This window comes from Azorhizobium oxalatiphilum, assembly GCF_014635325.1.
Lineage (GTDB): Bacteria > Pseudomonadota > Alphaproteobacteria > Rhizobiales > Xanthobacteraceae > Azorhizobium > Azorhizobium oxalatiphilum.
Genome location: NZ_BMCT01000001.1, coordinates 1,665,118 through 1,688,616, shown reverse-complemented (window position 1 = coordinate 1,688,616; position 23,499 = coordinate 1,665,118). Strand labels below are relative to the sequence as shown.

36 protein-coding genes are annotated in these 23,499 nt (G+C 65.3%); 27 read left to right on the top strand and 9 right to left on the bottom strand.

Annotation, left to right across the window (positions count from 1 at the left end):
* Positions 1-203: 203 nt before the first annotated feature.
* Entirely contained in the window at positions 204-2,903 is a 2,700-nt protein-coding gene (locus IEW24_RS07565) for a DNA methyltransferase (protein WP_188576835.1), read from the bottom strand.
* A 92-nt stretch (positions 2,904-2,995) separates the two neighbouring features.
* Between IEW24_RS07565 and IEW24_RS07560 the strand changes: the two genes are divergently transcribed.
* A complete protein-coding gene (locus IEW24_RS07560; RefSeq protein ID WP_188576832.1) occupies positions 2,996-3,277 on the top strand; it encodes a BrnT family toxin in 282 nt (93 codons plus the stop codon).
* The gene (locus tag IEW24_RS07555; protein WP_308468487.1) at positions 3,249-3,593 is read left to right on the top strand and encodes a BrnA antitoxin family protein; all 345 of its coding nucleotides are present in this window, start codon (positions 3,249-3,251) and stop codon (positions 3,591-3,593) included. Before IEW24_RS07560 ends, IEW24_RS07555 begins: the two co-directional genes overlap by 29 nt.
* Before the next feature lie 13 nt (positions 3,594-3,606).
* Here the strand turns inward: IEW24_RS07555 and IEW24_RS07550 are convergent, their stop codons facing one another.
* The 6 genes from IEW24_RS07550 to IEW24_RS07525 form a co-directional block, all read right to left on the bottom strand.
* On the bottom strand, positions 3,607-4,275 hold the full coding sequence (locus tag IEW24_RS07550; protein WP_188576830.1) for a GcrA family cell cycle regulator: 669 nt from the start codon (positions 4,273-4,275) through the stop codon (positions 3,607-3,609).
* Positions 4,272-5,510: a DUF7146 domain-containing protein gene (locus IEW24_RS07545; RefSeq protein WP_188576829.1), complete on the bottom strand. Its 1,239-nt coding sequence runs from the start codon at positions 5,508-5,510 to the stop codon at positions 4,272-4,274. Before IEW24_RS07545 ends, IEW24_RS07550 begins: the two co-directional genes overlap by 4 nt.
* On the bottom strand, positions 5,507-5,731 hold the full coding sequence (locus IEW24_RS07540; RefSeq protein ID WP_188576827.1) for a hypothetical protein: 225 nt from the start codon (positions 5,729-5,731) through the stop codon (positions 5,507-5,509). The genes IEW24_RS07545 and IEW24_RS07540 overlap by 4 nt, the downstream gene beginning before the upstream one ends.
* 10 nt (positions 5,732-5,741) lie before the next feature.
* On the bottom strand, positions 5,742-6,254 hold the full coding sequence (locus IEW24_RS07535; protein WP_188576824.1) for a hypothetical protein: 513 nt from the start codon (positions 6,252-6,254) through the stop codon (positions 5,742-5,744).
* A gap of 108 nt (positions 6,255-6,362) precedes the next feature.
* Complete coding sequence (locus IEW24_RS07530; protein ID WP_188576822.1) at positions 6,363-6,926, bottom strand: hypothetical protein; 564 nt, start codon at positions 6,924-6,926, stop codon at positions 6,363-6,365.
* Positions 6,923-7,180: a hypothetical protein gene (locus IEW24_RS07525; RefSeq protein WP_188576820.1), complete on the bottom strand. Its 258-nt coding sequence runs from the start codon at positions 7,178-7,180 to the stop codon at positions 6,923-6,925. The genes IEW24_RS07530 and IEW24_RS07525 overlap by 4 nt, the downstream gene beginning before the upstream one ends.
* 85 nt (positions 7,181-7,265) lie before the next feature.
* On the opposite strand from IEW24_RS07525, the gene IEW24_RS07520 reads away from it, so the two are divergent.
* Entirely contained in the window at positions 7,266-7,850 is a 585-nt protein-coding gene (locus IEW24_RS07520; RefSeq protein ID WP_188576818.1) for an XRE family transcriptional regulator, read from the top strand.
* 24 nt (positions 7,851-7,874) lie between these two features.
* On the opposite strand, the gene IEW24_RS07515 is transcribed toward IEW24_RS07520, so the two are convergent.
* On the bottom strand, positions 7,875-8,378 hold the full coding sequence (locus tag IEW24_RS07515; protein WP_188576816.1) for a hypothetical protein: 504 nt from the start codon (positions 8,376-8,378) through the stop codon (positions 7,875-7,877).
* 130 nt (positions 8,379-8,508) lie between these two features.
* On the opposite strand from IEW24_RS07515, the gene IEW24_RS07510 reads away from it, so the two are divergent.
* From IEW24_RS07510 to IEW24_RS07405, 22 genes are all read left to right on the top strand, one after another.
* The gene (locus tag IEW24_RS07510) at positions 8,509-8,937 is read left to right on the top strand and encodes a hypothetical protein (protein WP_188576814.1); all 429 of its coding nucleotides are present in this window, start codon (positions 8,509-8,511) and stop codon (positions 8,935-8,937) included.
* A 1-nt stretch (position 8,938) separates the two neighbouring features.
* Positions 8,939-9,163, top strand: coding sequence for a hypothetical protein (locus tag IEW24_RS07505; protein WP_188576812.1), 225 nt, complete (start codon positions 8,939-8,941; stop codon positions 9,161-9,163).
* A gap of 1 nt (position 9,164) precedes the next feature.
* Positions 9,165-9,419, top strand: coding sequence for a hypothetical protein (locus IEW24_RS07500; protein ID WP_188576810.1), 255 nt, complete (start codon positions 9,165-9,167; stop codon positions 9,417-9,419).
* Positions 9,416-9,616 carry a hypothetical protein gene (locus IEW24_RS07495; RefSeq protein ID WP_188576808.1) on the top strand — a complete coding sequence of 67 codons (201 nt, stop codon included), beginning with the start codon at positions 9,416-9,418 and terminating at the stop codon, positions 9,614-9,616. Before IEW24_RS07500 ends, IEW24_RS07495 begins: the two co-directional genes overlap by 4 nt.
* The gene (locus IEW24_RS07490; protein WP_188576806.1) at positions 9,613-9,909 is read left to right on the top strand and encodes a hypothetical protein; all 297 of its coding nucleotides are present in this window, start codon (positions 9,613-9,615) and stop codon (positions 9,907-9,909) included. Before IEW24_RS07495 ends, IEW24_RS07490 begins: the two co-directional genes overlap by 4 nt.
* On the top strand, positions 9,906-10,589 hold the full coding sequence (locus IEW24_RS07485; protein WP_188576804.1) for a hypothetical protein: 684 nt from the start codon (positions 9,906-9,908) through the stop codon (positions 10,587-10,589). The genes IEW24_RS07490 and IEW24_RS07485 overlap by 4 nt, the downstream gene beginning before the upstream one ends.
* Positions 10,590-10,604: 15 nt before the next feature.
* On the top strand, positions 10,605-10,952 hold the full coding sequence (locus IEW24_RS07480; RefSeq protein WP_188576802.1) for a YfdP family phage-associated protein: 348 nt from the start codon (positions 10,605-10,607) through the stop codon (positions 10,950-10,952).
* Positions 10,953-10,982: 30 nt separating this feature from the next.
* Entirely contained in the window at positions 10,983-11,915 is a 933-nt protein-coding gene (locus tag IEW24_RS07475) for a DUF2303 family protein (protein ID WP_188576800.1), read from the top strand.
* A gap of 41 nt (positions 11,916-11,956) precedes the next feature.
* Positions 11,957-12,109, top strand: a complete 153-nt coding sequence (locus tag IEW24_RS07470; protein WP_188576798.1) for a hypothetical protein — start codon at positions 11,957-11,959, stop codon at positions 12,107-12,109.
* Positions 12,110-12,116: 7 nt separating this feature from the next.
* Positions 12,117-13,238 carry a DNA polymerase III subunit beta gene (dnaN, locus tag IEW24_RS07465; protein ID WP_188576796.1) on the top strand — a complete coding sequence of 374 codons (1,122 nt, stop codon included), beginning with the start codon at positions 12,117-12,119 and terminating at the stop codon, positions 13,236-13,238.
* Positions 13,239-13,255: 17 nt separating this feature from the next.
* Positions 13,256-13,744: a hypothetical protein gene (locus IEW24_RS07460; protein WP_188576794.1), complete on the top strand. Its 489-nt coding sequence runs from the start codon at positions 13,256-13,258 to the stop codon at positions 13,742-13,744.
* A complete protein-coding gene (locus IEW24_RS07455; RefSeq protein WP_188576793.1) occupies positions 13,737-13,961 on the top strand; it encodes a hypothetical protein in 225 nt (74 codons plus the stop codon). The genes IEW24_RS07460 and IEW24_RS07455 overlap by 8 nt, the downstream gene beginning before the upstream one ends.
* A 177-nt stretch (positions 13,962-14,138) precedes the next feature.
* The gene (locus IEW24_RS07450) at positions 14,139-14,486 is read left to right on the top strand and encodes a hypothetical protein (protein WP_188576792.1); all 348 of its coding nucleotides are present in this window, start codon (positions 14,139-14,141) and stop codon (positions 14,484-14,486) included.
* A complete protein-coding gene (locus IEW24_RS07445; protein ID WP_188576790.1) occupies positions 14,479-14,913 on the top strand; it encodes a YoqU family phage-derived protein in 435 nt (144 codons plus the stop codon). Before IEW24_RS07450 ends, IEW24_RS07445 begins: the two co-directional genes overlap by 8 nt.
* Positions 14,913-15,278: a hypothetical protein gene (locus IEW24_RS07440; RefSeq protein WP_188576788.1), complete on the top strand. Its 366-nt coding sequence runs from the start codon at positions 14,913-14,915 to the stop codon at positions 15,276-15,278. The genes IEW24_RS07445 and IEW24_RS07440 overlap by 1 nt, the downstream gene beginning before the upstream one ends.
* Positions 15,271-15,729, top strand: coding sequence for an ASCH domain-containing protein (locus IEW24_RS07435; RefSeq protein WP_244644208.1), 459 nt, complete (start codon positions 15,271-15,273; stop codon positions 15,727-15,729). Before IEW24_RS07440 ends, IEW24_RS07435 begins: the two co-directional genes overlap by 8 nt.
* A complete protein-coding gene (locus IEW24_RS07430; protein ID WP_188576786.1) occupies positions 15,722-16,858 on the top strand; it encodes a DUF5131 family protein in 1,137 nt (378 codons plus the stop codon). The genes IEW24_RS07435 and IEW24_RS07430 overlap by 8 nt, the downstream gene beginning before the upstream one ends.
* Positions 16,855-17,142 carry a hypothetical protein gene (locus IEW24_RS07425; RefSeq protein WP_188576784.1) on the top strand — a complete coding sequence of 96 codons (288 nt, stop codon included), beginning with the start codon at positions 16,855-16,857 and terminating at the stop codon, positions 17,140-17,142. The genes IEW24_RS07430 and IEW24_RS07425 overlap by 4 nt, the downstream gene beginning before the upstream one ends.
* A complete protein-coding gene (locus IEW24_RS07420) occupies positions 17,142-17,582 on the top strand; it encodes a hypothetical protein (protein ID WP_188576782.1) in 441 nt (146 codons plus the stop codon). Before IEW24_RS07425 ends, IEW24_RS07420 begins: the two co-directional genes overlap by 1 nt.
* Entirely contained in the window at positions 17,575-18,039 is a 465-nt protein-coding gene (locus tag IEW24_RS07415; RefSeq protein WP_188576780.1) for a thermonuclease family protein, read from the top strand. The genes IEW24_RS07420 and IEW24_RS07415 overlap by 8 nt, the downstream gene beginning before the upstream one ends.
* Complete coding sequence (locus tag IEW24_RS07410) at positions 18,036-18,296, top strand: pyocin activator PrtN family protein (RefSeq protein ID WP_188576777.1); 261 nt, start codon at positions 18,036-18,038, stop codon at positions 18,294-18,296. Before IEW24_RS07415 ends, IEW24_RS07410 begins: the two co-directional genes overlap by 4 nt.
* A gap of 56 nt (positions 18,297-18,352) precedes the next feature.
* Positions 18,353-18,637: a hypothetical protein gene (locus tag IEW24_RS07405; RefSeq protein ID WP_188576775.1), complete on the top strand. Its 285-nt coding sequence runs from the start codon at positions 18,353-18,355 to the stop codon at positions 18,635-18,637.
* On the opposite strand, the gene IEW24_RS07400 is transcribed toward IEW24_RS07405, so the two are convergent.
* On the bottom strand, positions 18,632-19,726 hold the full coding sequence (locus IEW24_RS07400) for a site-specific integrase (RefSeq protein WP_188576773.1): 1,095 nt from the start codon (positions 19,724-19,726) through the stop codon (positions 18,632-18,634). The two genes, IEW24_RS07405 and IEW24_RS07400, sit on opposite strands and share 6 nt — an antisense overlap.
* A 122-nt stretch (positions 19,727-19,848) precedes the next feature.
* Here IEW24_RS07400 and dusA point away from each other — a divergent pair, with 122 nt between their 5' ends.
* Positions 19,849-20,886, top strand: coding sequence for a tRNA dihydrouridine(20/20a) synthase DusA (gene dusA / locus IEW24_RS07395; protein ID WP_373870033.1), 1,038 nt, complete (start codon positions 19,849-19,851; stop codon positions 20,884-20,886).
* A gap of 464 nt (positions 20,887-21,350) precedes the next feature.
* Positions 21,351-23,459, top strand: coding sequence for a TonB-dependent receptor domain-containing protein (locus tag IEW24_RS07390; RefSeq protein ID WP_244644251.1), 2,109 nt, complete (start codon positions 21,351-21,353; stop codon positions 23,457-23,459).
* The last annotated feature ends 40 nt before the right edge of the window (positions 23,460-23,499 follow it).

Sequence of the window (23,499 nt, the reverse complement as noted above, 5' to 3'; positions counted from 1 at the left end):
GCAGAGGTCGTGCCCCCACGCCTTTAGGCTCGCGCCCTGGACATGCGCGTGGGGACCCTGGACTATTCGCGGGGTGCGGACCTTTCGGGGAGCCGCCAGCCGCCTCTGCACATGTTGATCGTCGCGTTTCTGAGGCGCCTCGATCCCGCACAAGCTGCGAGCGTTCGACAAAAAGGTCAAGGGGGTGAGGGCCAAAGGGGCGTTCACTCTGCGGCCTCCGCTGCTGCCTCGGCCGCTTCCGGGGCCTCGAGGAGATCGAACAGGGACGGGCCTGTGCCGCCGGCGGCAGCCGCCTCGGCATAGGCGACACCGTCGCGGAAATAGTCGGGATTGAGCTCTACGCCGATGGCGCGACGGCCCATGCGCAGGGCGCAGTAAGGCACGGTCATGATGCCGCCGAAGGGGTCCAGCACCACCTCGCCCGGCATCGAGAAATCCTCGATGGCCCGCTCCACGATGTCGAACTGCAGCGGGCACAGGTGCATCTCACGCCCCTTGCGCTGCTGCTGCATGTTGAGCGTGCGCATACGCGCCACGTCGGTGCGCACCGCCGGATGGTCGATGTGCGGGGGCGCCAGCATGAACTCGCTGGGCAGCTTGCCCTCCGCGTCCAGCACCTCGCAGAATTCCACATGCGTGGCATGGTCGTAGATGTTGGCGAGGTTGAAGGCTTTCCAGCCGCGGTAGATAGAGCGCTTGTCCAGCTTCACCAGCGCACGCAGCTCATCCGGCAGCAGCGGACGGTCGCCGCTGGAGCGCCAAACCCCATGCGCGTCGATCTGCCAGCGCGCCCGGCCGAATCCCTCGCCCGGCACCGGCCGCAGGTCACGGTCGAACGGCACCCGGCGCACCGCCTCGCCCAGCGGCAGCGTCTTGTCCGGATGCTCGCTCGCATCGGCGAAGGAGAAGGGCTTCGACTTCACCACCGGCGTGTCGGCGTAGCCATCCGAGCGGTCTGAGGGCGGCTTGCGGAATTCCAGCACATATTCCGGCAGGCCGCGCCCGTGGCGCGTGCCATCCTTGCACTGCTCGGTCCAGCCCAGCCGGTAGGTGCCCGCATTCTCCCGCACCACATCGGTGGCGATCGTGACCCGCGCCATGAAGGCAAAGCCGTGCTTGCGAAAATGTGCGACGCAGTCATCGGAAAAGGGGTTGATGGACTGGAAGCCGAGACCGTTGATTCCGCCCGGCACCGTGCGGTCCTTCACATGGATGGCTGCGATGCGCCCCGGCTTCAGCACGCGGAACAGCTCGGCGGTCAGAAAATCCATCTGCGCCCAGAAGTGGGCATCGTCGTCGGTATGGCCGAAGTCGTTGAAACTCGGCGAATATTCATACTGCGTCGAGAACGGGATCGAGGTGACGATCAGGTCCACGCTGTCGGAGGGCATGGACCGGGTTTCTTCCACCGTGTCGTTATGGACGATCAGGTAGTCCTCGCCCCGCGCCTCCCGCCGATCGACGCCCATGGTCCGGCCGAGCGCGCCGGCCACCGCCTGCTCGGCGAGGCCGAAGCGGCGGATCAGCGCGGACATGCGCTCGGCCTGCGCCTCGAACTGCCGCCACTTCCGCTCCAGGTCGCGCCGCGTGCCGCGCTCGGCTTCGGTATAGATCAGGTCCAGCCGCACGGCGCCGGTCTGCCCGAAACGCTGGATGCGATAGACCGACTGGATGAAGTCGTGGAACTTGAAGCCAATGCCGAGATAGATGGCCCAGCTGCAATGATGCTGGAAATTGCAGCCGGAGCCGTTGAGCACCGGCTTCGTGGCCAGCTCCGCAAATTCGCCGCGCGCGAACCCAACCACCCGCCGCTCGCGCTCGTCGAGATCCTGATTGCCCCACACGCTGCACACCGTGGGGATGGCGGCCTCGATGGCGGCGCGCTCGCTCTCCAGATCATGCCAGATCAGGCGGTGCGCATCAGGGGCCTCGGCCCGCACCTCCATCATCCGGGCGACGCGGTCATCCAGCGACCGCTTCTTCTCCCGGCTCGCCTCGATGATACCCTGCGAAGCGTCCGCCAACAGGCGCAGCTGCCCGCTTTTCTCCGCGCCGGCTGCCGTGTGGTCCGACGCGATTTCATGCCAGCGGATGTCGAGCGGCGGCAGATCATAGCCCTCGTCCGAGAAGCCGAGGTCGGATGGCTTCTGAACGAACAACGCCCAGCTGGCCACCCACAGCCAGAATTCCTCTTCCTTGTGGGGATGCAGGCTCAGCTTGTCCGCATGCTCGCTGTCCCGCTTGAAGAAGCGCGTCTTGGCCTCGCCCACATCCATGATGCCGAGGAAGGCGGCATAGGCCAGCAGCTCGATATAGTCGTTGGGGTCCGGCACGGCGGTGGCGACGAAGCGGAAGCGCACCCCCGCATGTTTCACGCCGGTGCTGCGATCATCACCGGCAAACGTCGCCATGAATTCGCGGAACGTCTTGGTGCCGCCAAAGCCGCGCAGGCAGGCCGCCTCATCCAGGGAGGCAGCGGTGAACAGCAGCGGATCGAGCTTCCCGTCGCGGACGGTCTCGTAATTCGTCAGGTGGATGACCACCTGATTGGCACCGACGACATTGGCCGGCTCCAGCTCCGCCGCCGAGCGGATGAACTTCAGACGGATATCGGGATGGCGCGCTTCCACCTCGAGAAAGAATTCGTGCCGGACGCCGAGCGGCACCACGATCAGGCCGTGCCCGCCGGCATGGGCGAGGCACTGCCGGATCACCTCCAACTGGGTCGAAGTCTTGTGCAGGCCGAAGCGCAGGAACAGCGCCCGCCGGCCGCCCCGGCAAGCCCACGGCACAATGGCTTGCGTCATGGGCTTGAGGCCGGGATTGATGGGCACCGGCGGCTCAAAGCCGAGCGCGGGCGCGATGCGGACCTTCGCCCGCAGGAATTCGCGATAATCGGTCACGCAACACCCCCTGCCGCCCTCAAATTGTCCACCCAATTTGATTGACACCCCATCAAATTGGGGGTACAAAAAGACATCGAACGGGGCGGGACATGCTGGACTTTTTCGAGTGGACACCGAGCAAGGAAGACACCAGCACCCACGGTGTGGCCTTCGCTTCCGTCGTCGGCTTCGATTGGGACACCGCCATTGAGGCCCGCGATAACCGCTTCGCCTACCCGGAAGTCCGCACCATCGCCGTCGGCTATGTGGCCGACCGGCTCCACGTTCTGGTGTTCACCCGTCGCGGCGAGAAGGTCCGCATCATCAGCTTTCGCAAAGCGAACCGCAGGGAGCTTGCCCAATATGTCGAATTCACAGAGCAAATGGGCTGACGCCCGCGCCAAGGCGCGCAAGCAGCTGGCCGCGATGACCGACGAAGAGGATGCGGCGATCACCGCCGCCGCCGAGGCCGATCCGGATAATCCGCCGCTCACCGAGGCGGATTTCGCCCGCATGCGGCCCTCGGCCGAGGTGGCGCCGGATTTCGTGGCCAAGGTCAGCCGGCCGCCGCGCGGCAGGCAGAAGGCGCCCACCAAGGAGAAGGTGGCCATCCGCCTGTCTCCGGACGTGCTGGAGCATTTCCGCGCCATGGGGCCAGGCTGGCAGACCCGCATCGACGAGGCGCTGCGCAAGGTGGTCGGGCTGTAGGGCGCGGGCATCATCACCGCCCCCCGACCGCGCGCCACATGTCGCGGGCCGATGGCACGCGCGCCCGGTGGGTATCCGACGGCAGAGCCCGCCGCACACGCCGTTCCGCCGGCGCGTAAGCGATGCGGCAGCAGCGCGCGCAGTAGGGCCGGCCATCCAGCGCCCGGCTGCCGCACACCACCAGCGAGAGGCCCTCGCCCGCCACCGGATAGCGGCACTGCCCCTCGCGCACCTCGGTCAGCAGCACCCGCGCCTCGATGATCGGCGCGGGAAACGCGGTTGGGCGGGGTGCCGGCGCCACGACGGCGGGCAACATCTCCGATGGCAGGCGCGCAGGCATCGGCGGCCGCGAAGGCGCTGCCACCTCCGGCACCTGCGGGACAACGGGCGGATGCGGCGGGCGGGCGGAAGCGCTGGCGATACGCTTCCCTTCCGCCCGCCGCCCCTTCGCAGCCGGGGGGAGTGGGGAGGTCTCCGGCGGCGAAACGGGAACTTTGCGCGGGCGCGGTGCGGAGGGGATGCCCACCGAGAGGCCGAGGCGATGCGCCTTGCCGATCACGGTGTTGCGGCTGATGAAGACGCCGGCTTCGCAGAAGGCGACCGCGATGGCACTGGCGGACAATCCCTCCCTGACCAGCTTCCGCAGCCGCTCCACATTCTTCTCATTCGTCCACGGGCTCATGCGGCAACCCTCCCTGGCGCCGGCGCCAGATGGCGGCCCAGCAGCACGTCGTTGAAATCGAAGCCCAGCGGCGGCCATGCCACCGTCACGTGCCGGCCGGGCACGGCATGGCGGGCCTGCGCGCGCTCCATGGCGCAGCGTGTGGCGAAGGGATCGCTGTCCCCGTCGGCCAGCAGGGTCAGATGCGAGACGCTGTCCGGCACCCACATCGCCTCGGAATCCATCCTCGGCACCGGGCTGGAGACTCTGCGCGGGCGCTGTCGACCGCGCGTGTCCACGGTGACAAGGCTGGGATGCTGCACCATGCCGTCAGCCGCGCCCGAGAGGTTGCCGAGATCGATCGCCGACACGAATTCGGTGTCGGGGCGGCCGAGGCCCTCGGCCTGAAGGCCGGCCCACACAGACAGCACCGTCTCGATGCCCTCGCCCGCAATGCTCCGGCGAGGCGCGGACGCATCATTGGCCGGGCTCAGCAGGATGCGGTTGCCTTGCTTGGAACCGCGCACCTTCTTGGAGGGTAGAAGCTCGCCGGTGTCCGGATCGAAGATGACCGCCTTCCCCTTGGGCTGGGCGAGATCGAGCCAGGTACAGTGGAGGCCCCGGAAGATGCTATGCTCATCCGTGATGGCGGCGAGCATGGCCGGCCCCCGGAATAGGATCCGCTTGTAGGTGCGCCCCAGATCATCCTGCGCGGTGCCGTGGAAATAGGGCACGTCGGGCGCGAAGCGCAGAGCCCGGCAGGCCGGCGGCAACCGGAGGCCGCGGCGTTCCAGACAGGCAAGCAGCAGCGGCGCCTCTCGCGCCCGGATGGAGCTGCGGAAGAGCTCATAGGAGAGGCGCCGCTCGCGCTCGCGATATTCGTTGTCCGCGCGCTTCGCCGCCACCGCCTTCTGCTGCCGCTCGGCCTCCCGCGCCGCCAGTTCCCCGGCCGAGAGCCGTGTCCCGCTCTCGCCGCGTGGCGACGGGCGTCCGGTCAGCGTCTCGCAGGCGGCGAGGAAGTCGCAGCCGTCCAGATGCTGCACCAGCAGGATGGAACGTCCGCTGCCGGCGCCCCGGCAGAGCCAGATATCCTTGCGCGTGTTGATGGAGAAGCGGTCTTTCCCACCGCAGGCGGGGCACGGTCCCACCCGCTCGACACCCTTGGAAAGCTGGATGCCGCGCCTGTTGATCACCTCCTCGCAGGTGACGGAGCGCGCCTCGGCCAGCCAGGCTTCGAAGTCGGCATCGTGGCTCATGCAGCCCTCCGCATCTCGGCGCGGAACGCGCTGCGCTCCTGCTCACTCCACAGCCGCCCGTTCTCGGCCCGGCCGGCGAGCGCATCCACCACACGGCCCGGCGAGAGCCGCAGCAGCCGCCCGATATCCGCCGGCCCATAGCCGTGCGCCGCCATCACCCGCGCCGTGGCGGCGCGCCGGCGATAGAGGCTGGCGATGCGGATGATCAGCGGGCGGCGCATGTCGCTGGCCTCAGACCGCCCGCAGGCCGCCCACGGGCGCGGCGCCGTGTGCTGCTCCCGAGCCCCGCACGGCGGCAAGGCCGGCGCGGAAGTTGCGCAATGCCGCCTCCTGCTCGGACGCCGCGCGATCGAGCAGCTCGGCCTCGGCGGGCGTGATGGTCATATCCTCCAGTGCCCGCGCCATCAGCGTCGCCGTCTCCGCGCTCTTGCGCAGCACGTCGGCGTGGCGATCCAGCAGGCTGGAGGCGGACTGCGCGGCAACCTCGTCGGTGAGACGGCGGCCATTGAGCTCGGCCATCACCGTGGTGACCAGCGGCATGCCGCAGTCCGCCTCGAGCGCGATGGCGGCAGCCAGGTCGATCACGTCGGAATCCGTGACGGACTGCCAGCGCGACACCTCGCTCTTGCTGCGATGGGCGATCTCACCGGCGCGGATGACGCCGCCGCAGACCTTGATCAGATCGCGGGTGGCGGATTTCAGGCGATGGAACCAGTGTTCCGAGATGGGGCGGGCGTCGGACATCGTATTGAGCCTTATGTCAATAGGCAAAAGACTTCCCGCGTCGGGAAAACGTCGCGCGTTTTCCCGTACCGGGAACAGTTTCAGCGTGGTTGAGTGCGGAGGTTCAGATCACGGGGGCGGCTTGGCCCTCTGCGGTACGGGAGGTTCGGGATGATCGAGCGGAGCGGCCTCACGGCGGAGGATGTCCTCTTCCGCAACTTCCTGATTGCCCTGGCAAAGGAGTGTGCCCGTGACGCCGCACGGGCCGACCCCACAGCCCGCCACCGGCTGATGGACGTGGTGCAGAACACCGTCCCCGCCCTCGCCAGGCAGATCGCAAACAATCCGTCCGTCGTCGAGCAGCTGGATGCCTTGTCCGGGGAACTCGTGAAGATCGCCCGGTCCGGAAATCCAGTCCGCGAAGCGCTCCGGCGAGGTCACAGCGGCACGCAGAAGAATGCAGGTGTAAGCGCGGCTGACGGCAAGCAGCGCGGCAATTCGTGACGCCGGCACATGATCCAGAGCAACGGCGAGTGGCAGCGCGACCCGAAAGTCCCCATCGGCAGCGATGAAGTCAGAACGACCTGTCTGAGCGGCCAGCTCGGCCACCAGCACCGCCCGGTCCGCAGGACTATCCGCCATGCGGACAAGCTGGCCCCAGGGATATTCGGTGGAGTTATGCACGGCGCTCATGCCGCCTCTCCCGAGGCAACGCGGAGATCCGGTACCGGCGCGTGAAGCTTCATGAGCAGGTCAGAAGTGACGCCGCCGATCTCACGCTGTGCCGCACCTTCGATCACCGCCGGCCAGTAGCGAACGGGAATTGACTGGCGCTTGAACCACTGCCGCACAGCCTCATAGCCGGCGGCGGTGTCCGCTGCGAATGCGCTCAGTGACGGCCACAAGGCCATCAGGTCGCGAACCGATGAGGGCTGTTCTGTGCTCATGACCCAAGATCGTTACAATATGTACCGATCACTCGTCAAGCAGGCAGGGACACATAGTACCGTTAGAAGGGGTACAAAATGTCCCATGACATCGCTCGTTGACCGACTCACTGAACTGCGCACCGCCGGAGGCATCGCCTCCTATGCGGAAGCCGCGCGCCAATACGGGATCGGGTACGAGACCTATAAGGCGATCGTGAGCGGAAAACGCGGCCTCACCATCGAGAACGCCCGCAAGATAGCTCGCCACCACCGCGTGGCCGTGGGTTGGCTGCTGACGGGCGAAGGCTCACCCAAGAGCGCCTTGATGATCCCCTTGCAGGGCAGGATCGGCGCCGGCCAAGAGATGATGCTGTTTGACGACAACATCGACAGCGTGGAAGGCTTTTTCGACAGCGACACCACTACCGCCTTCGAGGTGCAGGGAGACAGCATGCTCCCCGTCGCGAGATCCGGCGACATAGCGTTCTTCGGCGTCGCACGTCGCGACGTGCGTCCGCTATTGCATCACGAATGCGCGGTGATCCTTGAGGACGGCCGCCGCTTCTTCAAGATCTTGCAGAACGGTTCCCGGCCAGGGATCTACAGCCTCGCCTCCTACAATGGCGCGACCATCCCGGATGTAGAGGTGCACTCGGCAGGGCCGTTTCTCGGCGTGATGCGGCGCTGATCAACAGCACCGCATCGACGCCCACTACGCACCCTTCGCCTTCGGCAAAGGGCAAGCCTTGAGCACAACGTCTAGCGCCTGCTTTGCGCCCTTTCCTGCAGTAAACACCTTATCAAATGTCACCGACTTGTAAGTGACGCGGAATGCATACTCTTTCGCGCCGACCATTTGCGCCACAATACTATTACTATCATCCACCTGAATGATCTTATCATCCAGCCCAACGCCTGCAGTATCGATGACCGACTTTTCGTCGGCTCGGAACTTCACCCCGAAGAGCATGCCTTCCTCAAAGCGCCCCGAACCCAGTCGAGATTCGATAAGAGCGACAGATAGGCCCTTCGGAAAACATCGCACAGCCAATATGTTGCCTGCCTGTACACGGATCGCGATCGTCTTATTCGCAGACGCGTCACCGAACCTGTCGCGCTCAACATTTACAGCCCAATCGCCATAGACCTTCGTCTCCTCGGCGATCGCCGGCGCGGCCACGAGCGCCGCAGCCAGAACCGTCCAACCCCACTTCATCAGAACCCCCTCCAACCCAAGCCACTTATGGAAGCACATTGATCGGTACAAATCGTACTTGACCGATATCGGTACTTATTGTACCTGTTCGCTTCAGTCGGTACTTTCCGCACCGAGGGAGCCGCCTTCCATGACCTTTCCCGAATGCCCCGCCGATGTCGGCCCGGGTGACATCCTGCGCTGCCGCACGCTGGCGGGGCAGCTTCCCTGGAGCCCACTCAAGCTCAACCACATCTACACAGTGCGCGAGAGCGAGGGCCTGGGTGACGTGGAGCCCTTGCAGCGCTCCCGCATGCCGGTGGTCCATCTCAAGGAGATCGACGGCGGCCCCTACGCCGTCTTCCGCTTCGAACTGGTGGCGCGCCGGCCCGACTGGCAGGCCGAGTGCAGCGCCGTCGCGGCTCGCATGGCGGACGTGATGCGGCAGCGTGAGGCCGAGACTGGCCGCTGCACCGCCGATGATCTGGCCTGCGCCGGCTTCACCTGCGCCCAGATCATCGAATTCGCAGACGAGGCCCGCGGCATCGCCGGCGCGCCGTCCCAGATGGAGGCCGTCTGACATGGCCTACGTCATCCTCAACGACATCCGCGACACGGCGGTGTTTCGCACCCCGGCCGGGGTCACGTATCGCCTGGGCATCCGAGATAACGACCTCCGGGTTGAAGTGGAGATCGACGCCGACGACACCGGACCGGATGTCACCCTCTGCCTCGAGCCTGGAAACGGCGGTGAGGCTGGCGTGCTCAAGGTGGTGCGGCCCTCCGATCCGGCACGGGTGGCCTGACATGGCGATCATCACCATCCTCGCCGCGCCCTCCATCGGCCCCGCTGGCATGGCCACCATCGTGTGGACCGCTTCGCAGGAGATGCTGCACGCCGCCCGCACCGGCGATCGCGCCAATGCCGCGCAGATCGCCCGCTGGCTCACCAACACCCGCGAGGACGCGCGCTGCACGCCCGCCCTCTCCCGCAGCATCACCAGCACGCTGGAGATCGCCATGGCGCTATCCCTCGCGCCCGAGGGCGGGAGGGCCGCGTGATCATCACCGAGATTCTGATCTCCCCCACCGACTGCCGGCAACGGGCCTGTTTGCTGCGCTCCGAAGCCGCTGGCGTGCCGTGGCACCACACCGACCGTATCGACCGGCTGCACCGCGCGGCCACCCGCTTCGACAGCCTGGCGCGCCGTCTGGAGTGGGACCGAGATCGCCAGCGCGCCCACGGAGAAGCCGCATGAAGCCGCACATCTGGGGTTCGATCGTTCTGGGCGCCGGCCTCTGGCTGGGCGCCACCCTCACCGCATACGGCATCGAATCCGTGATGGAGCGGCTCGAATTTGCCTGGAGGATCGTGGGCATGGCCGCCCTCACAGCCTTCGCTGTGGCATTCGGTGCCCGGCTTGGCTGGCAATGGGGAGATGAGCGGACAGAACGCCCGATCACCATCGAGGAGGCCACCGTTCGCGAGCTCTGGCGCGCCGGCCTGATCAAGCCACCCAAGAGCGCCGACGAGACCGGGAGGCGCCTGTGACCGCCCCCGACATCTGGATGCAGACCGGCACCTGCCGGGCCCTCGATCTCATCAGCCCCACCGCCGCCGGCATCGACCTGATGACCGATGTGGCGGAGGCACTGGCGCGCACCGCCCGTTTCAGCGGCCATGTGCGGGCCGGTGTCTACAGCGTGGCACAGCACACCTGCCTCGGCACCGATGCCATCCTGAAGGCGACAGGCAGCCTCACCATCGCGCGGGCCTTCCATCTGCACGACGCGCACGATTTCGCCATCGGCAACATCGGCACGCCGACAGTGGAGGCTCTGGAGGAGCGGGTCGGGCAGGAGCTGGCGAAGCTGATGCCGCACATGGCGGATCAGGCGGCCCGCATCGGCCGGGCCTGTTTCCGCAAGGCGCATTCGGGGCAGAAGCGCGATCTGGATGCCGCGATTTACGGGGCGGCCGGCCACCCCTACCCGCCGGCGCCGGAAATCCTGCAAGCGGTGAAGGCGTGGGACCTGCGCATGCTGCGCACCGAGCGCGACCACCTCTTCAACGGCGTCCCCTTCCCGTGGGCGGATGCGGTGGAGGCCGCCGAACCCGTCCCCCTCACCGGGCGCATCAGCATCTGGCCCTGGCCGAAGGCCGCCGACGAATGGCGGGCGCGGCTCCTGATGCTCTTCCCTCACCTCGTCCCGTCCGCCGACGCGGCCTGATCCGGAGCCGATCCCATGTCCCAGCGCATCATCAACGATCTTTTGCAGACGGTCGGCCTCATCGACCGGGGCCGCGTGCAGGAGAAGCTCAACGACGAGATGGGCCGCCTGCTGGAAGCCCTGCAGCAGCACCCCGAGGAGAAGATCTCCGGCACCATCACGCTGACGCTGAAATTCACCAAGCTGTCGGACCGGATGGACGTGGCACCCGAGGTCAAGACCGTCCTGCCGAAGGAGAAGGCGCTGCGCAGCGCCACCTTCTGGCCCGCCGAGGGCGGCCTCTCCGTCCAGCACCCCAGCCAGCACGACATGTTCGGCCCGCGCGACGCCAGCGAGCGCCGCGCGGAGCGCGACTTCTCCTGATCCAGCACTCACCACAAGCGAGAGACGACAATGCCCATTTCCGAAATCCTCGAAGGCGCCGCCATCGAGCAGATCGCCGACCTCGCCATGGCGGCGTCGAAGCCCGAGATCATCATCATCCACACCGACGGGCTCGGCGCCGGCCTGCCTGCGAAGGTGCCGGTGCTGTTCAATCGCCAGACGCAGCAGGTTATCCCGCTGCTGGAGCATATCGAGGCAGCCCGCCCCCCCATCGAGCGCAAGGGCACGGCGAAGGTCACCACCCTCGCTTCCTTCATCGACCTCTCCAACCGCCACAAGACGGGCAAGAGCGTCATCTTCGGCAAGACTGCGTGGCCGGACCCGAAGTTGACGACCGTGCTGGACTATTTCGACAGCCAGGAAGAGGCCACCTTCGGCAAGCACCGGGTCGAATACAGCTTCCCGCTGACCGAAGAATTCAAGGCGTGGATCGATAATAACGGCTTGGAGATGGATCAGGTCACCTTCGCCGCCTTCCTCGAAAATCACGCCGCGGAACTGGCCTCGCCCTTTCCCGGTGAGAAGAGTGAATTCGAGCAGCTGTTCAAGGAGCGGTTCGCGGAGCCGAACGAGCTCATCACCCTTTCGCGCGAGCTCGAGGTATTCCAGAGCGCGAAGGTGAAACAGAGCACCCGGCTGCAGTCCGGCGAGCGGCAGGTGATCTTCACCACCGAGCACCAGACCTCCAGCGGCGAGAAGGTCGATATTCCCGGCATCTTCATGGTGTCGGTTGCGCCCTTCGTCAGCGGCGACAGAGAGGCGCCCACCGTGCGCATCCCGGCGCGCATCCGCTATCGGCTGAAGGATGGGGCCATCAAATGGTTCTACCAGCTGTATCGCTGGCAGTTCTGGCTGCGCGAGCGTGTGCAGCAGGACCTCGCCGAGGCCGCCAAGGAAACGGCCCTGCCCGCCTATGAGGGCGCGCCCGAGATGGGCGCCTGACCATGGCCAAGGCCGCGACACTTGAGGCCCGGCGCCGCGAGATGATCGCGGCCCTCGCTGCCACCCCCAGCCAGTCCACCAAGCGGGCCCGGCTGGGGGACCGGCTGCAATCCGTCACCACCGAGATGCTGCGTGCCGAGCTGCGCACCAGCCGCCCCGCGAAGCGCCGCGCGCCCACCTCGCCCCGAACCTGAGGCCACCATGAAGATCAACGTCCCCCGCGAGACCCTGGTGGCCGCCGCCGCGCAGCTCTCGCGCATCGTCGAGCGCCGCAACACCATCCCGATCCTGTCCAACCTGCTGCTGCGCGCCGACGAGGACGGTCTCGCCATCACCGCCACCGACCTCGACATGGAGGCCACCTGCCGGATCAAGGCCGAGGTGTTGGTGCCCGGCGCCATCACCCTGCCCGCCGGGCAGCTGAAGGATATCGCGGCGAAGGTGGCCGGCGAGAGCGTCTCCATCGACGCGACGGCGGGAGAGCGCCAGCAGGCCATCATCAAGAGCGGCCGCTCGCGCTTCCAGCTCAACACACTGCCGGAAGCCGACTTCCCCAGCCTCGCCGCCGGCGAGATGCCCGCCCCGTGGACCCTGCCGGCCAAGGATCTGCTCGCCACCATCCAGCAGGTGCAGTTCGCCATCTCCTCCGAGGAGACGCGCTATTATCTGAACGGCATCCATTTCCACGTGGTCGATCATCAGGACGCGCCCCACCTCACGGCGGTTGCGACCGACGGCCACCGGCTGGCCCTCCGGCGCGTGCCGGCGCCGGAGGGCGCTGCCGACATGCCACCGATCATCCTGCCCCGTAAGGCGGTGGTGGAATTCGCCAAGCTGCTGCCGGACTGGTCGGCTTCGGACGCGAAGGTGGCCGTGAGCACCACCAAGCTGCGGCTGGAGGTCGGCACCACCACCCTCATCACCAAGCTGATCGACGGCACATTCCCCGACTACACCCGCGTCATCCCCGCTCCCGGCAGCACGCAGGTGGGCGTGAACCGCAAGGCGCTGGCCGAGGCCTGCGACCGCGTCTGTACGGTGAGCACGGGGAAGGCACGCGCCGTCAAATTCGCCTTCGCTGCCGAAGGCCTGACGCTGAAGGTGACGGACACCGACATGGGCGAGGCCACCGACGACGTGGCCACCGAGCACGAAGGCGAGCCCATCGAGATCGGCTTCAACGGCACCTATCTGCAGGACATCGCCGGCGCCTCCAAGGCCGAGAAGCTCAATATCTCCCTCAGCGAGCCCGGTCTCCCGGCGCTCATCACCGGCGACGGCGAATCCGCCGCGCTGTTCGTCCTCATGCCGATGCGCGTGTGAGCGCCAGGAGACCGACCATGACCGACACTCCCAAGATCCAGTGGTGGCCTGACAGTCTGGTGGACGAGATCGTACCGCCCGGCCACACCGATCCTGCGCAATGGATCACCAGGGCCGATGACGGAGCCTTTCGTTGCGGCGTGCTCAAGGGGGATCCCTACTTCTCCGATCAGGAGGGACAGATCGTCACCGATGGTGACCAGATCAAATTCCAACGCATGACGCACCTCGGCGTGGACAACATCATCCTCTATCCGGACGGAAGGTTCGAGCCGGACGATGTGCAGCCCACCGGCGCCAACAACGTCTGGGAGCGCGGCGACATCGAAACCGTCGCTGACACCATGGCGAACTTCGCGGATGGGATGCGGGAATTCGCACAGCCGGATGGCACCCCCTTCGAGGTGGAATTCGCGCGGTGGGACGATCACCTCTTCACCCTGCGCATCGTGGACGGCCAGCCCCGGCTGGAGCCTGTGTCCACGGACGGTGGCACCCATGGCTAGCGTCCGCACGCCCGTCTTCCTCTGGGTTCGCGGCCTGCGCGGCCCCGAGCCGCAGCGCTGGAGCGAGGCTCCGGACGCGCACCACAACAGCCAGGCGCGCCTGATGATCCCCGGCGCCATCCACCCGCTCACCAGCACCGAGGCCGGGCTGTCGCTTGACGAGCTCAGCCGCCGCTATCCCGCCCCGCAGGAGGCGCCCGATGCCCCATCCTTCTGAACCCAACGTCCCGCCGCTCCCCCCCGGCGGCGGGCGTGACGAGGCCGCGCCGATCCCCCCCGCGGCGCGGCCTCTCCCACCTTCACCGCAAAGGGCAACGTCGTCTGGAAAGAGCCGGTCTGCCGCCGGAATGAGGACGGGTCGACCAGCATCACCATCGGCTTTCCGGTGTGCAACATGCATGAAGCGGCCGGCGATCAAGCAGGCGCTGTCGCTCAATTGCTGAACATCGGTCAGGCGATGCAGTGGCGTCCTATCTCCGAAGCGAAGAAGGATGGCACGACCATCTGGGCGAAGCTGCGAGACGACATCTATCCCGGCCTGTTGCCGACCCGGGACGACCTGGAGCGCTGGAACGGCATCCAGATGCCAATGAGGCACAACGGCCTTGCGGCCGATGGCTTCGACATCGGATGGGGCGTTGCCGCGCCGGTGGGCTGCGGCGGCTTCCCGGATGAGTGGATCGAAGGGTGGATGCCACTCCCATCTCCCCCTCAAGGAGATGAGGGAGGCGCCAATGGCTGAAGCCATCCTCACGAGGCAACAGCGCATGGCTCATGCTAACGCGCTTCTCGAATCCATTTCGCGCCACGGCCGCCGGTTCTTCTACTACGACCGGCGCCAGCGCGTCGCGAGCTTTGAGATCGACTTGGCGGGCCGCCTGTGGTTCCGCGACGATTACACGTGGAAGCGTGTCTATGTCGCCTACAGCGGGTGGTGGCGTCACTTCAGTCACGGCGGGACCATGCGTCGGCTGGTCGATGACCTGGCCACATACATCCGCACGGGCGAGCGCATTTGGCGCGGCCACTTCGGCCCATGGCCGATGCACTTCTGCGATGGCGACCTGTGGAGCTACGGGACCGACGCCATGGAAGCGCTGCGGAGCGAAATCGCGGCCAGCCCGTGCCTACGGGTAGCCCCGACCACGCCGACGAGGGAGACAGCGTGATGGCTGACCTCCCCATCCTCCGTCATTACCGGGCATTGGTGGCCGGCGGCGGCTATATCGGTGGTGCCGATTTGCGAGCCATCCATGCCTTTGGCGAGCGGGCGGCAATGTCAGCGCAGGCCGCCACGATCAACTTCAACAGCGTCGACAGCGCGGTTGAGTTCAAGGAGGCCATGCTCCCCGGATGGTTCTGGCGCTGCGGGCATGGTTCGGCCGAACCCGGCTGGGCGCACCTTAACCGCGTCCATCCTGATCATTGCGACCGGATCGACGAAGCCAGCGGCAAGGCCCCGACGCCGGCCCAAGCGCTGGTGGTCGCCGTCCTCAATGCCCTCATCGCGATTGAGGAGAGCAAGCATGGCTGACCTCCCAAGCACCGTCTCGGGGCCTGACCTCCTGCGCCTAGCTGATCGCGTTGCGGCCTGCCAAATCAAGGCTCTGAGCATCAAGCAGCCGTGGCCGAACCGCATCTTCCACGACGGCAAAGATGTCGAGAACCGCGACTGGCCTACGAAAGGGCGCGGCTGGTTCATCGTCCATGCCGGCGTCTCGAAGTCTGAGTGTTGCGAGGCGGAGGCCGCACTGCCGCGTGGCGGCGTGGTTGGCATGGCTCGCATCACAGACTGCGTGACGGAGATGGACAGCGACTGGTTCCGCGGCCGCTACGGGTTCGTTCTCCGCGACGCCTTCCCGCTGCCGCTCGTGGCCTGCAAGGGCGCGCTCGGCTTCTTCCGCCTGCCCCCTGAGACGTGCGCTGCGGTGGCCAACGAGATCCGCGCCCGGGCCGCGCAGGCCGGGGGGCCGCGTGATGGCTGATCACTCGCACATCGAATGGACCGACGCGACGTGGAACCCCATCGTCGGCTGCTCGATCACCTCGCCCGGCTGCACGAACTGCTATGCCATGGCCATGGCGCGGCGGATCGAGGCCATGCAGCCCGGATCCCACTATGCCGGCACCACGCAGGTGGTGAAGGGCAACCCGGTGTGGACCGGCAGGACGGTGCTCGCGCCAGAGCACACCCTCTTCCAGCCGCTCCGCTGGAAGCGGGGGCGCACGATCTTCGTCAACTCCATGGGCGACCTCTTCCACGAGGACGTGCCGGACGAGTGGATTGATCGCATCTTCGCGGTGATGTGCAGCGCCGACTGGCATACCTATCAGGTGCTCACCAAGCGCAGCGCCCGAATGCTCGCCTACATGACTGCGCCCGGGCTGACGGACCGGATCGCCGATGCACAGCACGACATGGGGCTGGAGATGCATGCGAGCATCCCCGCACCCAACATTTGGCTCGGTGTATCGACCGAGGACCAGCGCCGGGCAGACGAGCGCGTGCCGGACCTCTTGGCCACACCCGCAGCTCTCCACTTCATTTCGGCTGAGCCCATGCTTGGCCCAATCCACTTCGACAGAATCGAGGAATCTGCCGACACATTCGCCGATTGCGGAGGCCACCCGGATCCCCACTGGCCACGCGACACGCAAGACTGGCATTGGCTCGACGCGCTATCCGGCCGATGCGAAGCTGAGGCGAGAGCGCCTGATGGGACGCGCCGTGGCGACATTGACGTTGGATTGAAATGGACCGGCGGCAAGATCGCATGGATCATCGCCGGCGGCGAGAGCGGCCCCAATGCCCGGCCGATGCATCGGGACTGGGTGCGCTCCATCCGCGACCAGTGCGCCGCAGCCAGCGTCCCCTTCTTCTTCAAGCAATGGGGGGCCTATCGCCGCGTGGATGGATTTCACATCGCCGCCACCGCCGAAACGGTCCCGGGTGCACTCGTCCCGTCCGGAAAGGCCTTCCTCGCCGTGGATCGGATCGACGATGGCGCAGCCGTCGGCGTCGTTCTGCGCCGCGCCCACAAAAAGGCCGCCGGCCGCCTGCTGGACGGCCGAGAGCACAACGAACTCCCCATCCAGCCCCGGAGAGCGTCATGACCAGTTTCCATGGCATCGAGCGGGCATTCCTGCTCATCGCCCTCGACAATGGCGGCATCAACCGCGACCGCTCGGCCGAGCAGGTAAAAGCGGAGATCGCCACTTTCCTCGCCAAGGAGCCTCCGGAAATGCTGGCGGACATCGACGCCTGGCTGGCAGGCCTGACCACTGACCAGCTGGAACAGGTCTGCTGTGGCGAGGTCACCGATCAGGCCCAACTGATCCAGCAGTCACCGCCCTTCACTAACGACCTTCTCAACCGCTATTTCGACGAGGTGTGCTGATGCCTATCCTGCCTTGCGAAGTAACACGCGAGATGAGGTATGCCGTCTGGAAAGACCAATACCTCTTCGTTGGTGCCACGCACGAACAGGCGCACGAACTTGCCACCACGCGCGTGGAAGATGAGAGACAGCGGGCCCAAGACGAGCAGAACTACCGCGCCATGCTCGCCGCCGCACCCACCCCTCCCGTCTCGGCCGCGCCGCCCTGGCACCGCAGGAGGCCCGCAATGCCTGACATCGGCTGGAAATGGGTCACGCCCGTGTGCCTGCTGCTCGCGTCGACGGGCAATCTCGTCGGCGCCTATACGGTCCACAACGCTCTGAAGGCGAACAATACCTTCATGGAGGCGCAACTCGTCATGTACCGGACGACGGCTCATACCACGGCCAGCGCTTGCCAGATCATCGACGAGCTGTGGAGGGATAAGGGCCATGACTGACATCGTCGGAAGGCTACTTTCCGCCACCCTCCTGCTCTTGAGCGCGGTATCAGCCGCCGCCGAGCACGTGTCGCCCGCCACCGTGCGGGTGATCGACGGCGACACCGTCGCGTGGCAGGGCGCGCATTATCGGCTGGTGGGCTTCGACACGCCCGAGCGCGGCGACCGCGCCCGCTGCCCGGCCGAGCGCGCGCTGGCAGCCCAGGCGACGGCGCGGCTGCGGCAGCTCATCGCCGCCGGCGGCGCCGACCTGAAGCGGGTTCCCTGCTCTTGCCGGCCCGGCGCGGCGGAAGGCACCATGGCCTGCAACTACGGCCGCTTCTGCGGCGTGCTGACCATCGCCGGCCGGGATGCGGGCGCCATCCTCATCCGTGAGGGCCTTGCCCGCCCCTACGATTTCAAATGGGGCCGGTCGATGCCGCCGGCGACCTGGTGCGTGCGGGGGGAAAAGCGATGAACACGAACTTCCTGCTGATGGCCCAGTATGAGGGCAAGGCCATCATCCCTCTCGAGGACGTGTGCCGGGACTATTTCTCCCATCTCACGCCCGAGAAGTTCCTCCGCAAGGTGATGTTGCGGGAGATCGTGATTCCTGTGGTGCGTATCGAAGCCAGCCAGAAATGCGCGAAGGGCATTCATCTGTCCGACCTTGCCTCATATCTGGATGCGAGAGTCTCGGATGCCCGGAAAGAATGCGCCGCTCTGAACCGCTAGCGCCGGTGTCTCGGGCAACTTATCATGGGTAGATTGCCAATGAGGTTCTCAGCCCCATGACGAAGTTCGCGTTCTGTTTATTTTTCGTACTCAGCGTCACACCCGCATTCAGCCAGGGCATCACTGAGACTCAATATCGCGAGCTCCTCAACCTGATGATGAAGAGCGAGCCCAAAATGGATACGTTCAATTGGTGGCAGACCTCGTGCAAATATATCGAAGCGCGCGAGAACGATAAGCTCAAAACTGCCCAGCAAAATCATGGGTCTTACATCACTCATTCGGTGGTATTTAAATGCGCCGAGTTTTTCGACCGTGTCAGAAAAGCTAATGGGTCATAAGCCAGAACTCGGGCGAGTTAAACGAGACGTCCACACCCAATTTTCGTATTTATCGCCGGTCTTCTGGAGGTGGGTATATCGCTTCAGACTGGACCAGGAGCGATGACCGGAAACGGCCGCGACGTGTGGGATGTTGTTGCCCATCTCGAACAGGCGCGACACCCCCTCGTGCCGTAGATCATGGAAGTGCAGATCCTCGATGCCAAGGAATGCGCAGGCCCGTGTGAAGTTGGCCGAAATGGCAAGCCTCGAGTAGGGAAAGATCGGGCCACTCTTTCGCCGCGGCATTGAACGGATCACCGCAAGCGCTTCAGCCGGCAGATCGCACCAGACATCGTTGCCGATTTTTTGCCCGGGATTTTTCATGTCCCGCACCAGCACACGTGAGCCATCCTCCTGCAAATCCTCCCACGCAATGCGAACGATCTCATCCTGTCGCCGTGCCGAGAACAACGCAAACACAACCACCTTCGTCATCGGCACAGCGCGGGGACGCCGCCTCTCCACCTCGGAAAAGTGAGTGAGCAACTTGTCCAGTTCGTCGAGCGACGGCCGGCGATCACGTGACATTCCCTTGCCGGTGTAGCCCAGCCGGGCGGTGACAACCCGCGCCTTCTCCATTTCGGCCATGTCGAGCTTGAAGCCCCACGCAGCGGAGGCAACACGAAACACCGCGCTCAGGTGGGACATGTAATTCGCCACCGTCAAAGGGACCACACCCGTTGCGATCTTGGCTTTGGCGAACTCGACGAGCTCGACGCTGGTGATCCTCGAGCAGGCCATGTCTGCAATCGGGAATTCCAGGATGGCGCGCAGCACCTGCGCTTTGGTCGTGCCAATCTCCTTCAAGGACTCCTGCGTGTAGCGGAGAATCGCCTTGGAGAGCGGCGGATCGGCGTCCTTTAGCCTTTCCAAAGCACCTGGCTTGGCGAGATCCTTCTCGCGCCCCTCAAGCCACGCCGCGGCAGCCTGTCGCCGATCAAACGTGCGGGTCTCGCGGTGCTGCACCCGACCATCCCGCTTGATCACGATCTGGGCGTGATAGCCCGTCGAGCCATCCTTCCGGTTGCGTGTTATGATAGTGCCCACGATCCACCGCCTCGCCTGTACAGCATGGCTTCACGAGTACAGCATTGCTGTACTCGGAGCAATGAAACAGGCTGAAATGGCGGAAAACCGCAGGAAAAAGTACAGCCTTGACCAACCCTATCGTGAGCCGAAACACCACCAGCGCAAGCATTTCAGGCACTTTCCGCTTCTCCGTCGCCCCCATGATGGAATGGACAGATCGGCACTGCCGCGCCTTCCATCGCACATTGTCGCGCCGGGCCTGGCTTTATACGGAGATGGTCACGGCGCCTGCCATCATCCATGGCGACCGTCAGCGACTGCTCGGTTTCTCCGAGCCGGAACATCCTGTCATCGTCCAGCTCGGGGGCAGCGATCCGAAGCTGCTGGCGGAGGCCGCCCGCATCTGCGTCGATTTCGGCTATGACGAGATCAATCTCAACGTGGGCTGCCCCTCCGACCGGGTGAAGGGCGGCAATTTCGGTGCCTGCCTCATGCGCGATCCTGCGCTCGTGGCGGTTTGCGTCGCCGCCATGAAGACTGCGGTTGCCATCCCGATCACGGTGAAGTGCCGTATCGGTGTGGACGAGCAGGACATCGAGGAAGCTCTCGACGCCCTCGCCGATCAGGTTCTGTCGGAAGGCTGCGACCGGCTCATCGTCCACGCCCGCAAGGCATGGCTGAAGGGTCTCTCACCCAAGGAAAATCGCGAGATACCGCCGCTGGACTATGACCGCGTGCGGCGACTGAAGGCCCGCCTGAGCCACGTCCCCATCGAGCTGAACGGCGGCCTCGCCACGCTGGACGACGCCCTGCGCGAGAGCGGCCCGCTCGATGGCGTGATGCTGGGTCGCGCCGCCTATCAGGATCCGGACCTCCTGCTGGAGGTGGACGCGCGTGTACATGGCGACGCTGCACCCCATGCGGATGCCTTTGCTGCGGTGGAAGCTTTCGAGCCTTATGTCGCCGCGCATCTGCAGGCGGGCGGTCGGCTGCACGACATTACCCGCCACATGCTTGGCCTGTTCGGCGGGCGGCCGGGCGCGCGCACCTATCGCCGCACGCTTGCCACCGAAGCGCTGGTGCCGGGTGCGGGCCTCGAAGTGCTGCGCAAGGCTGTCGCGGCCATCCGCCGGCCGCAGTCCTCCGCAGAGGATGCGCGCACCGGCACCGACGGCTGAGTCCGCCCGCACTCCGATTCTTCTCATTTTTTGCGGCGCATGCAGGGAGGCCTTCCTGCAACCGGCGCATGCATGCGCCGTGTCCTGTCGGCCACACACATTCGAAACATCATCGCATGCGCTCGATCAAACCACCTCCACCCCAGCAACATTCAGAAAAACATGCCGCCGGGGAAGCAAGCGAAACGCACTCACATCACACGATTCGTATTTTTTAATTTATTTAAATCTCATATTTCCGCTCACGCGCATTGGATTACTTCTTATTTACGACCGTTTGACACTGCAATCTGCCAATATCTATCAGAAGAGAGACTGATTTCGGGTGGCGGAATCGTCACCTCCAATACAACACTGGCTGCATGGCCGGTGACTGTCCTCTTCTGCTTTCGGGAACTGACATGGCCCGCACTTCACAAACGGCATCCGCTTGCCGCGCTCTTCCGATGATCAACGGCTCATTGATGATCGGCATCTCACTATTGCCCCTACTCGTCGCCGGACCGGCGCTGGCGCAGCAGACCACCAACACGCGGGCCGCATCCGGCCAGACCACCGCATCCACCAGCGCCGGCACGGCGACTGCGAATGCTCCCGTGGTCCTTCCCACCGTCACGGTCAGTGAGGGCGGCAACGTCCTCGTCGGCGATCCCTATCAGACGCCTGCCGCCGTCAGCAGCGTTGATCTTCTGAACAGCCCCAGCGATTCCACTCGCCTCGACAGCGTGCTGCGCAGCGTGCCCGGCACCTTCACCGAGCAGAGCACCTCCAACCCGGGCGTCGCCGTCAACATCCGCGGCTTCCAGGGCATGGACCGCGTCAACATGATGATCGACGGCGTGCGGCAGAACTTCCGCTTCGTCGGCCATGAGGCCGGCGGCTTCACCTATGTGGATGATCAACTGCTCGCCGGCGTGGACGTCGCCCGCGGCGCGGTGAGCACGGCCGGCGGCGCGGGCGCGCTGGCGGGCGCGGTGAACATGCGCACGCTGGGCATCGACGACATCATCAAGCCCGGCAAGTCCTACGGCGCCATGGCCAACATCCGCTGGGGCAGCAACGGTGTTGGCTGGCAGGAAATGTTCGCGGGCGCGGCGCGCGTGAACGACCGCTTCGCCCTCGGTGCCGCCATCGCCACACGCGACAGCGGCAATTACAAGAATGGCGACGATGTCACCGTCCCCTACACCAGCCAGGAGCTGACCTCCGGGCTCGTGAAGACCGACATCAAGCTCACGGACACGTCACGTCTGAAGCTCGGCGGCGTCTTCTACAATAACTTCTTCTATGCCAACTCGGCCGCCCAGAATGTCATCAACGACACGCTGACCGCCAATTACAGCTATGATCCCGGCAACGACCTCGTCGATTTCAAGCTGAACGCCTATTACAATGCCACCAAGATGAAGTATGGCACCTCATCTTCGACCATCTCGTCCTATCGCGGGCGCGTTATCGAGGACAAGGGCTGGGGCTTTGACACGTCCAACACCTCCAAGCTGCTGCTGGGGCAGGTGGCGGTGAAGTCCACCTACGGGCTCGAATATTTCCATGACGACGTGGACGCCTACAACACGGTAACGCCCTCCTCTTACGGCGGCGTGAATCCGTCGGGCACCAGCTCTATCGGCGGCGTCTTCTCCGAGACCACCTTCACTTACGGCATGGTCGATCTCATCGCCGGCCTGCGCTACGACTTCTTCACACTCAACGGCTCCGGCTATGAGAATACGAGCGGCGGCGCGGTCCCCATCGGCTACTGGACCGTGGACCGGAACGAAGGTCGCTTCGATCCCAAGATCACGCTGGCTGTCAATCCGCTCGACTGGCTGCAGCCTTATGTGACCTATGCCGAGACCATGCGCGCGCCGACCGCCTCAGAGACTATGGTGGGTGGTGAGCATCCGGGCAGCAGCGTGTCCTATTCCGCCAATCCCTATCTGGAGCCGGAAGTCTCCAAGGGTTGGGAATTTGGCCTGAACATCCGCAAGGACAGCGTGATCGTCGCCGGCGACAAGGTGCGCCTGAAGGTGGATTATTTCACCAACGACATCGAGAACTACATCGTCACCTGCCGCAGCACGCAATACTACTTCTGCAACGTGGCCGGCACCTCGAATGTCAGCGGCGTGGAGATGCAGGCAAGCTATGACGCCGGCAAGGTGTTCGCCGACATGAGCTACACCCACAATGACAACGATCTGCCGGCCCAGACTCAGGGCTTCGGTGCCAACCAGTATCTGCCGGACGACATCTTCACCTTCTCCGGCGGCGTGCGGCTCTTCGACGAGAAGCTGGTGCTCGGCGCCCGCTATTCCTACATCTCGGAAGGTCAGGCGATCGCCTACGGCTCGAACTTCACCGGCGTCATCAGCTCAACGCCGTCCGACAGCTACAGCATCGTGGACCTGTTCGGCAGCTACGCGCTCACCGACGTGCTGACCCTGCGCGTCGACGCCACCAACCTGCTCAATGAGGCCTACACGCCCGCCCTGTCCATCGCCCCCACGGGCTTCTCCGGGGATACCGGGCAGGGCCGCACCTTCCTTGTGAGCCTGCGCGCTCACCTGTGACCGACGAGACGGCGCCGGGTCTGTGCCCGGCGCCGTCCTG

Bases quoted from the DNA above. Each gene is read 5' to 3' on its own strand.
- IEW24_RS07390 (WP_244644251.1), top strand. From the start codon at position 21,351: ATGATCGGCATCTCACTATTGCCCCTACTCGTCGCCGGACCGGCGCTG.
- IEW24_RS07450 (WP_188576792.1), top strand. From the start codon at position 14,139: ATGCATGAAGCGGCCGGCGATCAAGCAGGCGCTGTCGCTCAATTGCTG.
- IEW24_RS07440 (WP_188576788.1), top strand. From the start codon at position 14,913: ATGGCTGACCTCCCCATCCTCCGTCATTACCGGGCATTGGTGGCCGGC.
- IEW24_RS07455 (WP_188576793.1), top strand. From the start codon at position 13,737: ATGGCTAGCGTCCGCACGCCCGTCTTCCTCTGGGTTCGCGGCCTGCGC.
- IEW24_RS07475 (WP_188576800.1), top strand. From the start codon at position 10,983: ATGCCCATTTCCGAAATCCTCGAAGGCGCCGCCATCGAGCAGATCGCC.
- dnaN (WP_188576796.1), top strand. From the start codon at position 12,117: ATGAAGATCAACGTCCCCCGCGAGACCCTGGTGGCCGCCGCCGCGCAG.
- IEW24_RS07545 (WP_188576829.1), bottom strand. From the start codon at position 5,510: ATGAGCCACGATGCCGACTTCGAAGCCTGGCTGGCCGAGGCGCGCTCC.
- IEW24_RS07460 (WP_188576794.1), top strand. From the start codon at position 13,256: ATGACCGACACTCCCAAGATCCAGTGGTGGCCTGACAGTCTGGTGGAC.
- IEW24_RS07410 (WP_188576777.1), top strand. From the start codon at position 18,036: ATGAACACGAACTTCCTGCTGATGGCCCAGTATGAGGGCAAGGCCATC.
- IEW24_RS07470 (WP_188576798.1), top strand. From the start codon at position 11,957: ATGATCGCGGCCCTCGCTGCCACCCCCAGCCAGTCCACCAAGCGGGCC.
- IEW24_RS07490 (WP_188576806.1), top strand. From the start codon at position 9,613: ATGAAGCCGCACATCTGGGGTTCGATCGTTCTGGGCGCCGGCCTCTGG.
- IEW24_RS07445 (WP_188576790.1), top strand. From the start codon at position 14,479: ATGGCTGAAGCCATCCTCACGAGGCAACAGCGCATGGCTCATGCTAAC.
- IEW24_RS07540 (WP_188576827.1), bottom strand. From the start codon at position 5,731: ATGCGCCGCCCGCTGATCATCCGCATCGCCAGCCTCTATCGCCGGCGC.
- IEW24_RS07525 (WP_188576820.1), bottom strand. From the start codon at position 7,180: ATGAGCACAGAACAGCCCTCATCGGTTCGCGACCTGATGGCCTTGTGG.
- IEW24_RS07405 (WP_188576775.1), top strand. From the start codon at position 18,353: ATGACGAAGTTCGCGTTCTGTTTATTTTTCGTACTCAGCGTCACACCC.
- IEW24_RS07430 (WP_188576786.1), top strand. From the start codon at position 15,722: ATGGCTGATCACTCGCACATCGAATGGACCGACGCGACGTGGAACCCC.
- IEW24_RS07505 (WP_188576812.1), top strand. From the start codon at position 8,939: ATGGCCTACGTCATCCTCAACGACATCCGCGACACGGCGGTGTTTCGC.
- IEW24_RS07480 (WP_188576802.1), top strand. From the start codon at position 10,605: ATGTCCCAGCGCATCATCAACGATCTTTTGCAGACGGTCGGCCTCATC.
- IEW24_RS07550 (WP_188576830.1), bottom strand. From the start codon at position 4,275: ATGAGCCCGTGGACGAATGAGAAGAATGTGGAGCGGCTGCGGAAGCTG.
- IEW24_RS07515 (WP_188576816.1), bottom strand. From the start codon at position 8,378: ATGAAGTGGGGTTGGACGGTTCTGGCTGCGGCGCTCGTGGCCGCGCCG.
- IEW24_RS07555 (WP_308468487.1), top strand. From the start codon at position 3,249: ATGTCGAATTCACAGAGCAAATGGGCTGACGCCCGCGCCAAGGCGCGC.
- IEW24_RS07520 (WP_188576818.1), top strand. From the start codon at position 7,266: ATGACATCGCTCGTTGACCGACTCACTGAACTGCGCACCGCCGGAGGC.
- IEW24_RS07420 (WP_188576782.1), top strand. From the start codon at position 17,142: ATGCCTATCCTGCCTTGCGAAGTAACACGCGAGATGAGGTATGCCGTC.
- IEW24_RS07435 (WP_244644208.1), top strand. From the start codon at position 15,271: ATGGCTGACCTCCCAAGCACCGTCTCGGGGCCTGACCTCCTGCGCCTA.
- IEW24_RS07425 (WP_188576784.1), top strand. From the start codon at position 16,855: ATGACCAGTTTCCATGGCATCGAGCGGGCATTCCTGCTCATCGCCCTC.
- IEW24_RS07500 (WP_188576810.1), top strand. From the start codon at position 9,165: ATGGCGATCATCACCATCCTCGCCGCGCCCTCCATCGGCCCCGCTGGC.
- IEW24_RS07415 (WP_188576780.1), top strand. From the start codon at position 17,575: ATGACTGACATCGTCGGAAGGCTACTTTCCGCCACCCTCCTGCTCTTG.
- IEW24_RS07510 (WP_188576814.1), top strand. From the start codon at position 8,509: ATGACCTTTCCCGAATGCCCCGCCGATGTCGGCCCGGGTGACATCCTG.
- IEW24_RS07535 (WP_188576824.1), bottom strand. From the start codon at position 6,254: ATGTCCGACGCCCGCCCCATCTCGGAACACTGGTTCCATCGCCTGAAA.
- IEW24_RS07530 (WP_188576822.1), bottom strand. From the start codon at position 6,926: ATGAGCGCCGTGCATAACTCCACCGAATATCCCTGGGGCCAGCTTGTC.
- IEW24_RS07560 (WP_188576832.1), top strand. From the start codon at position 2,996: ATGCTGGACTTTTTCGAGTGGACACCGAGCAAGGAAGACACCAGCACC.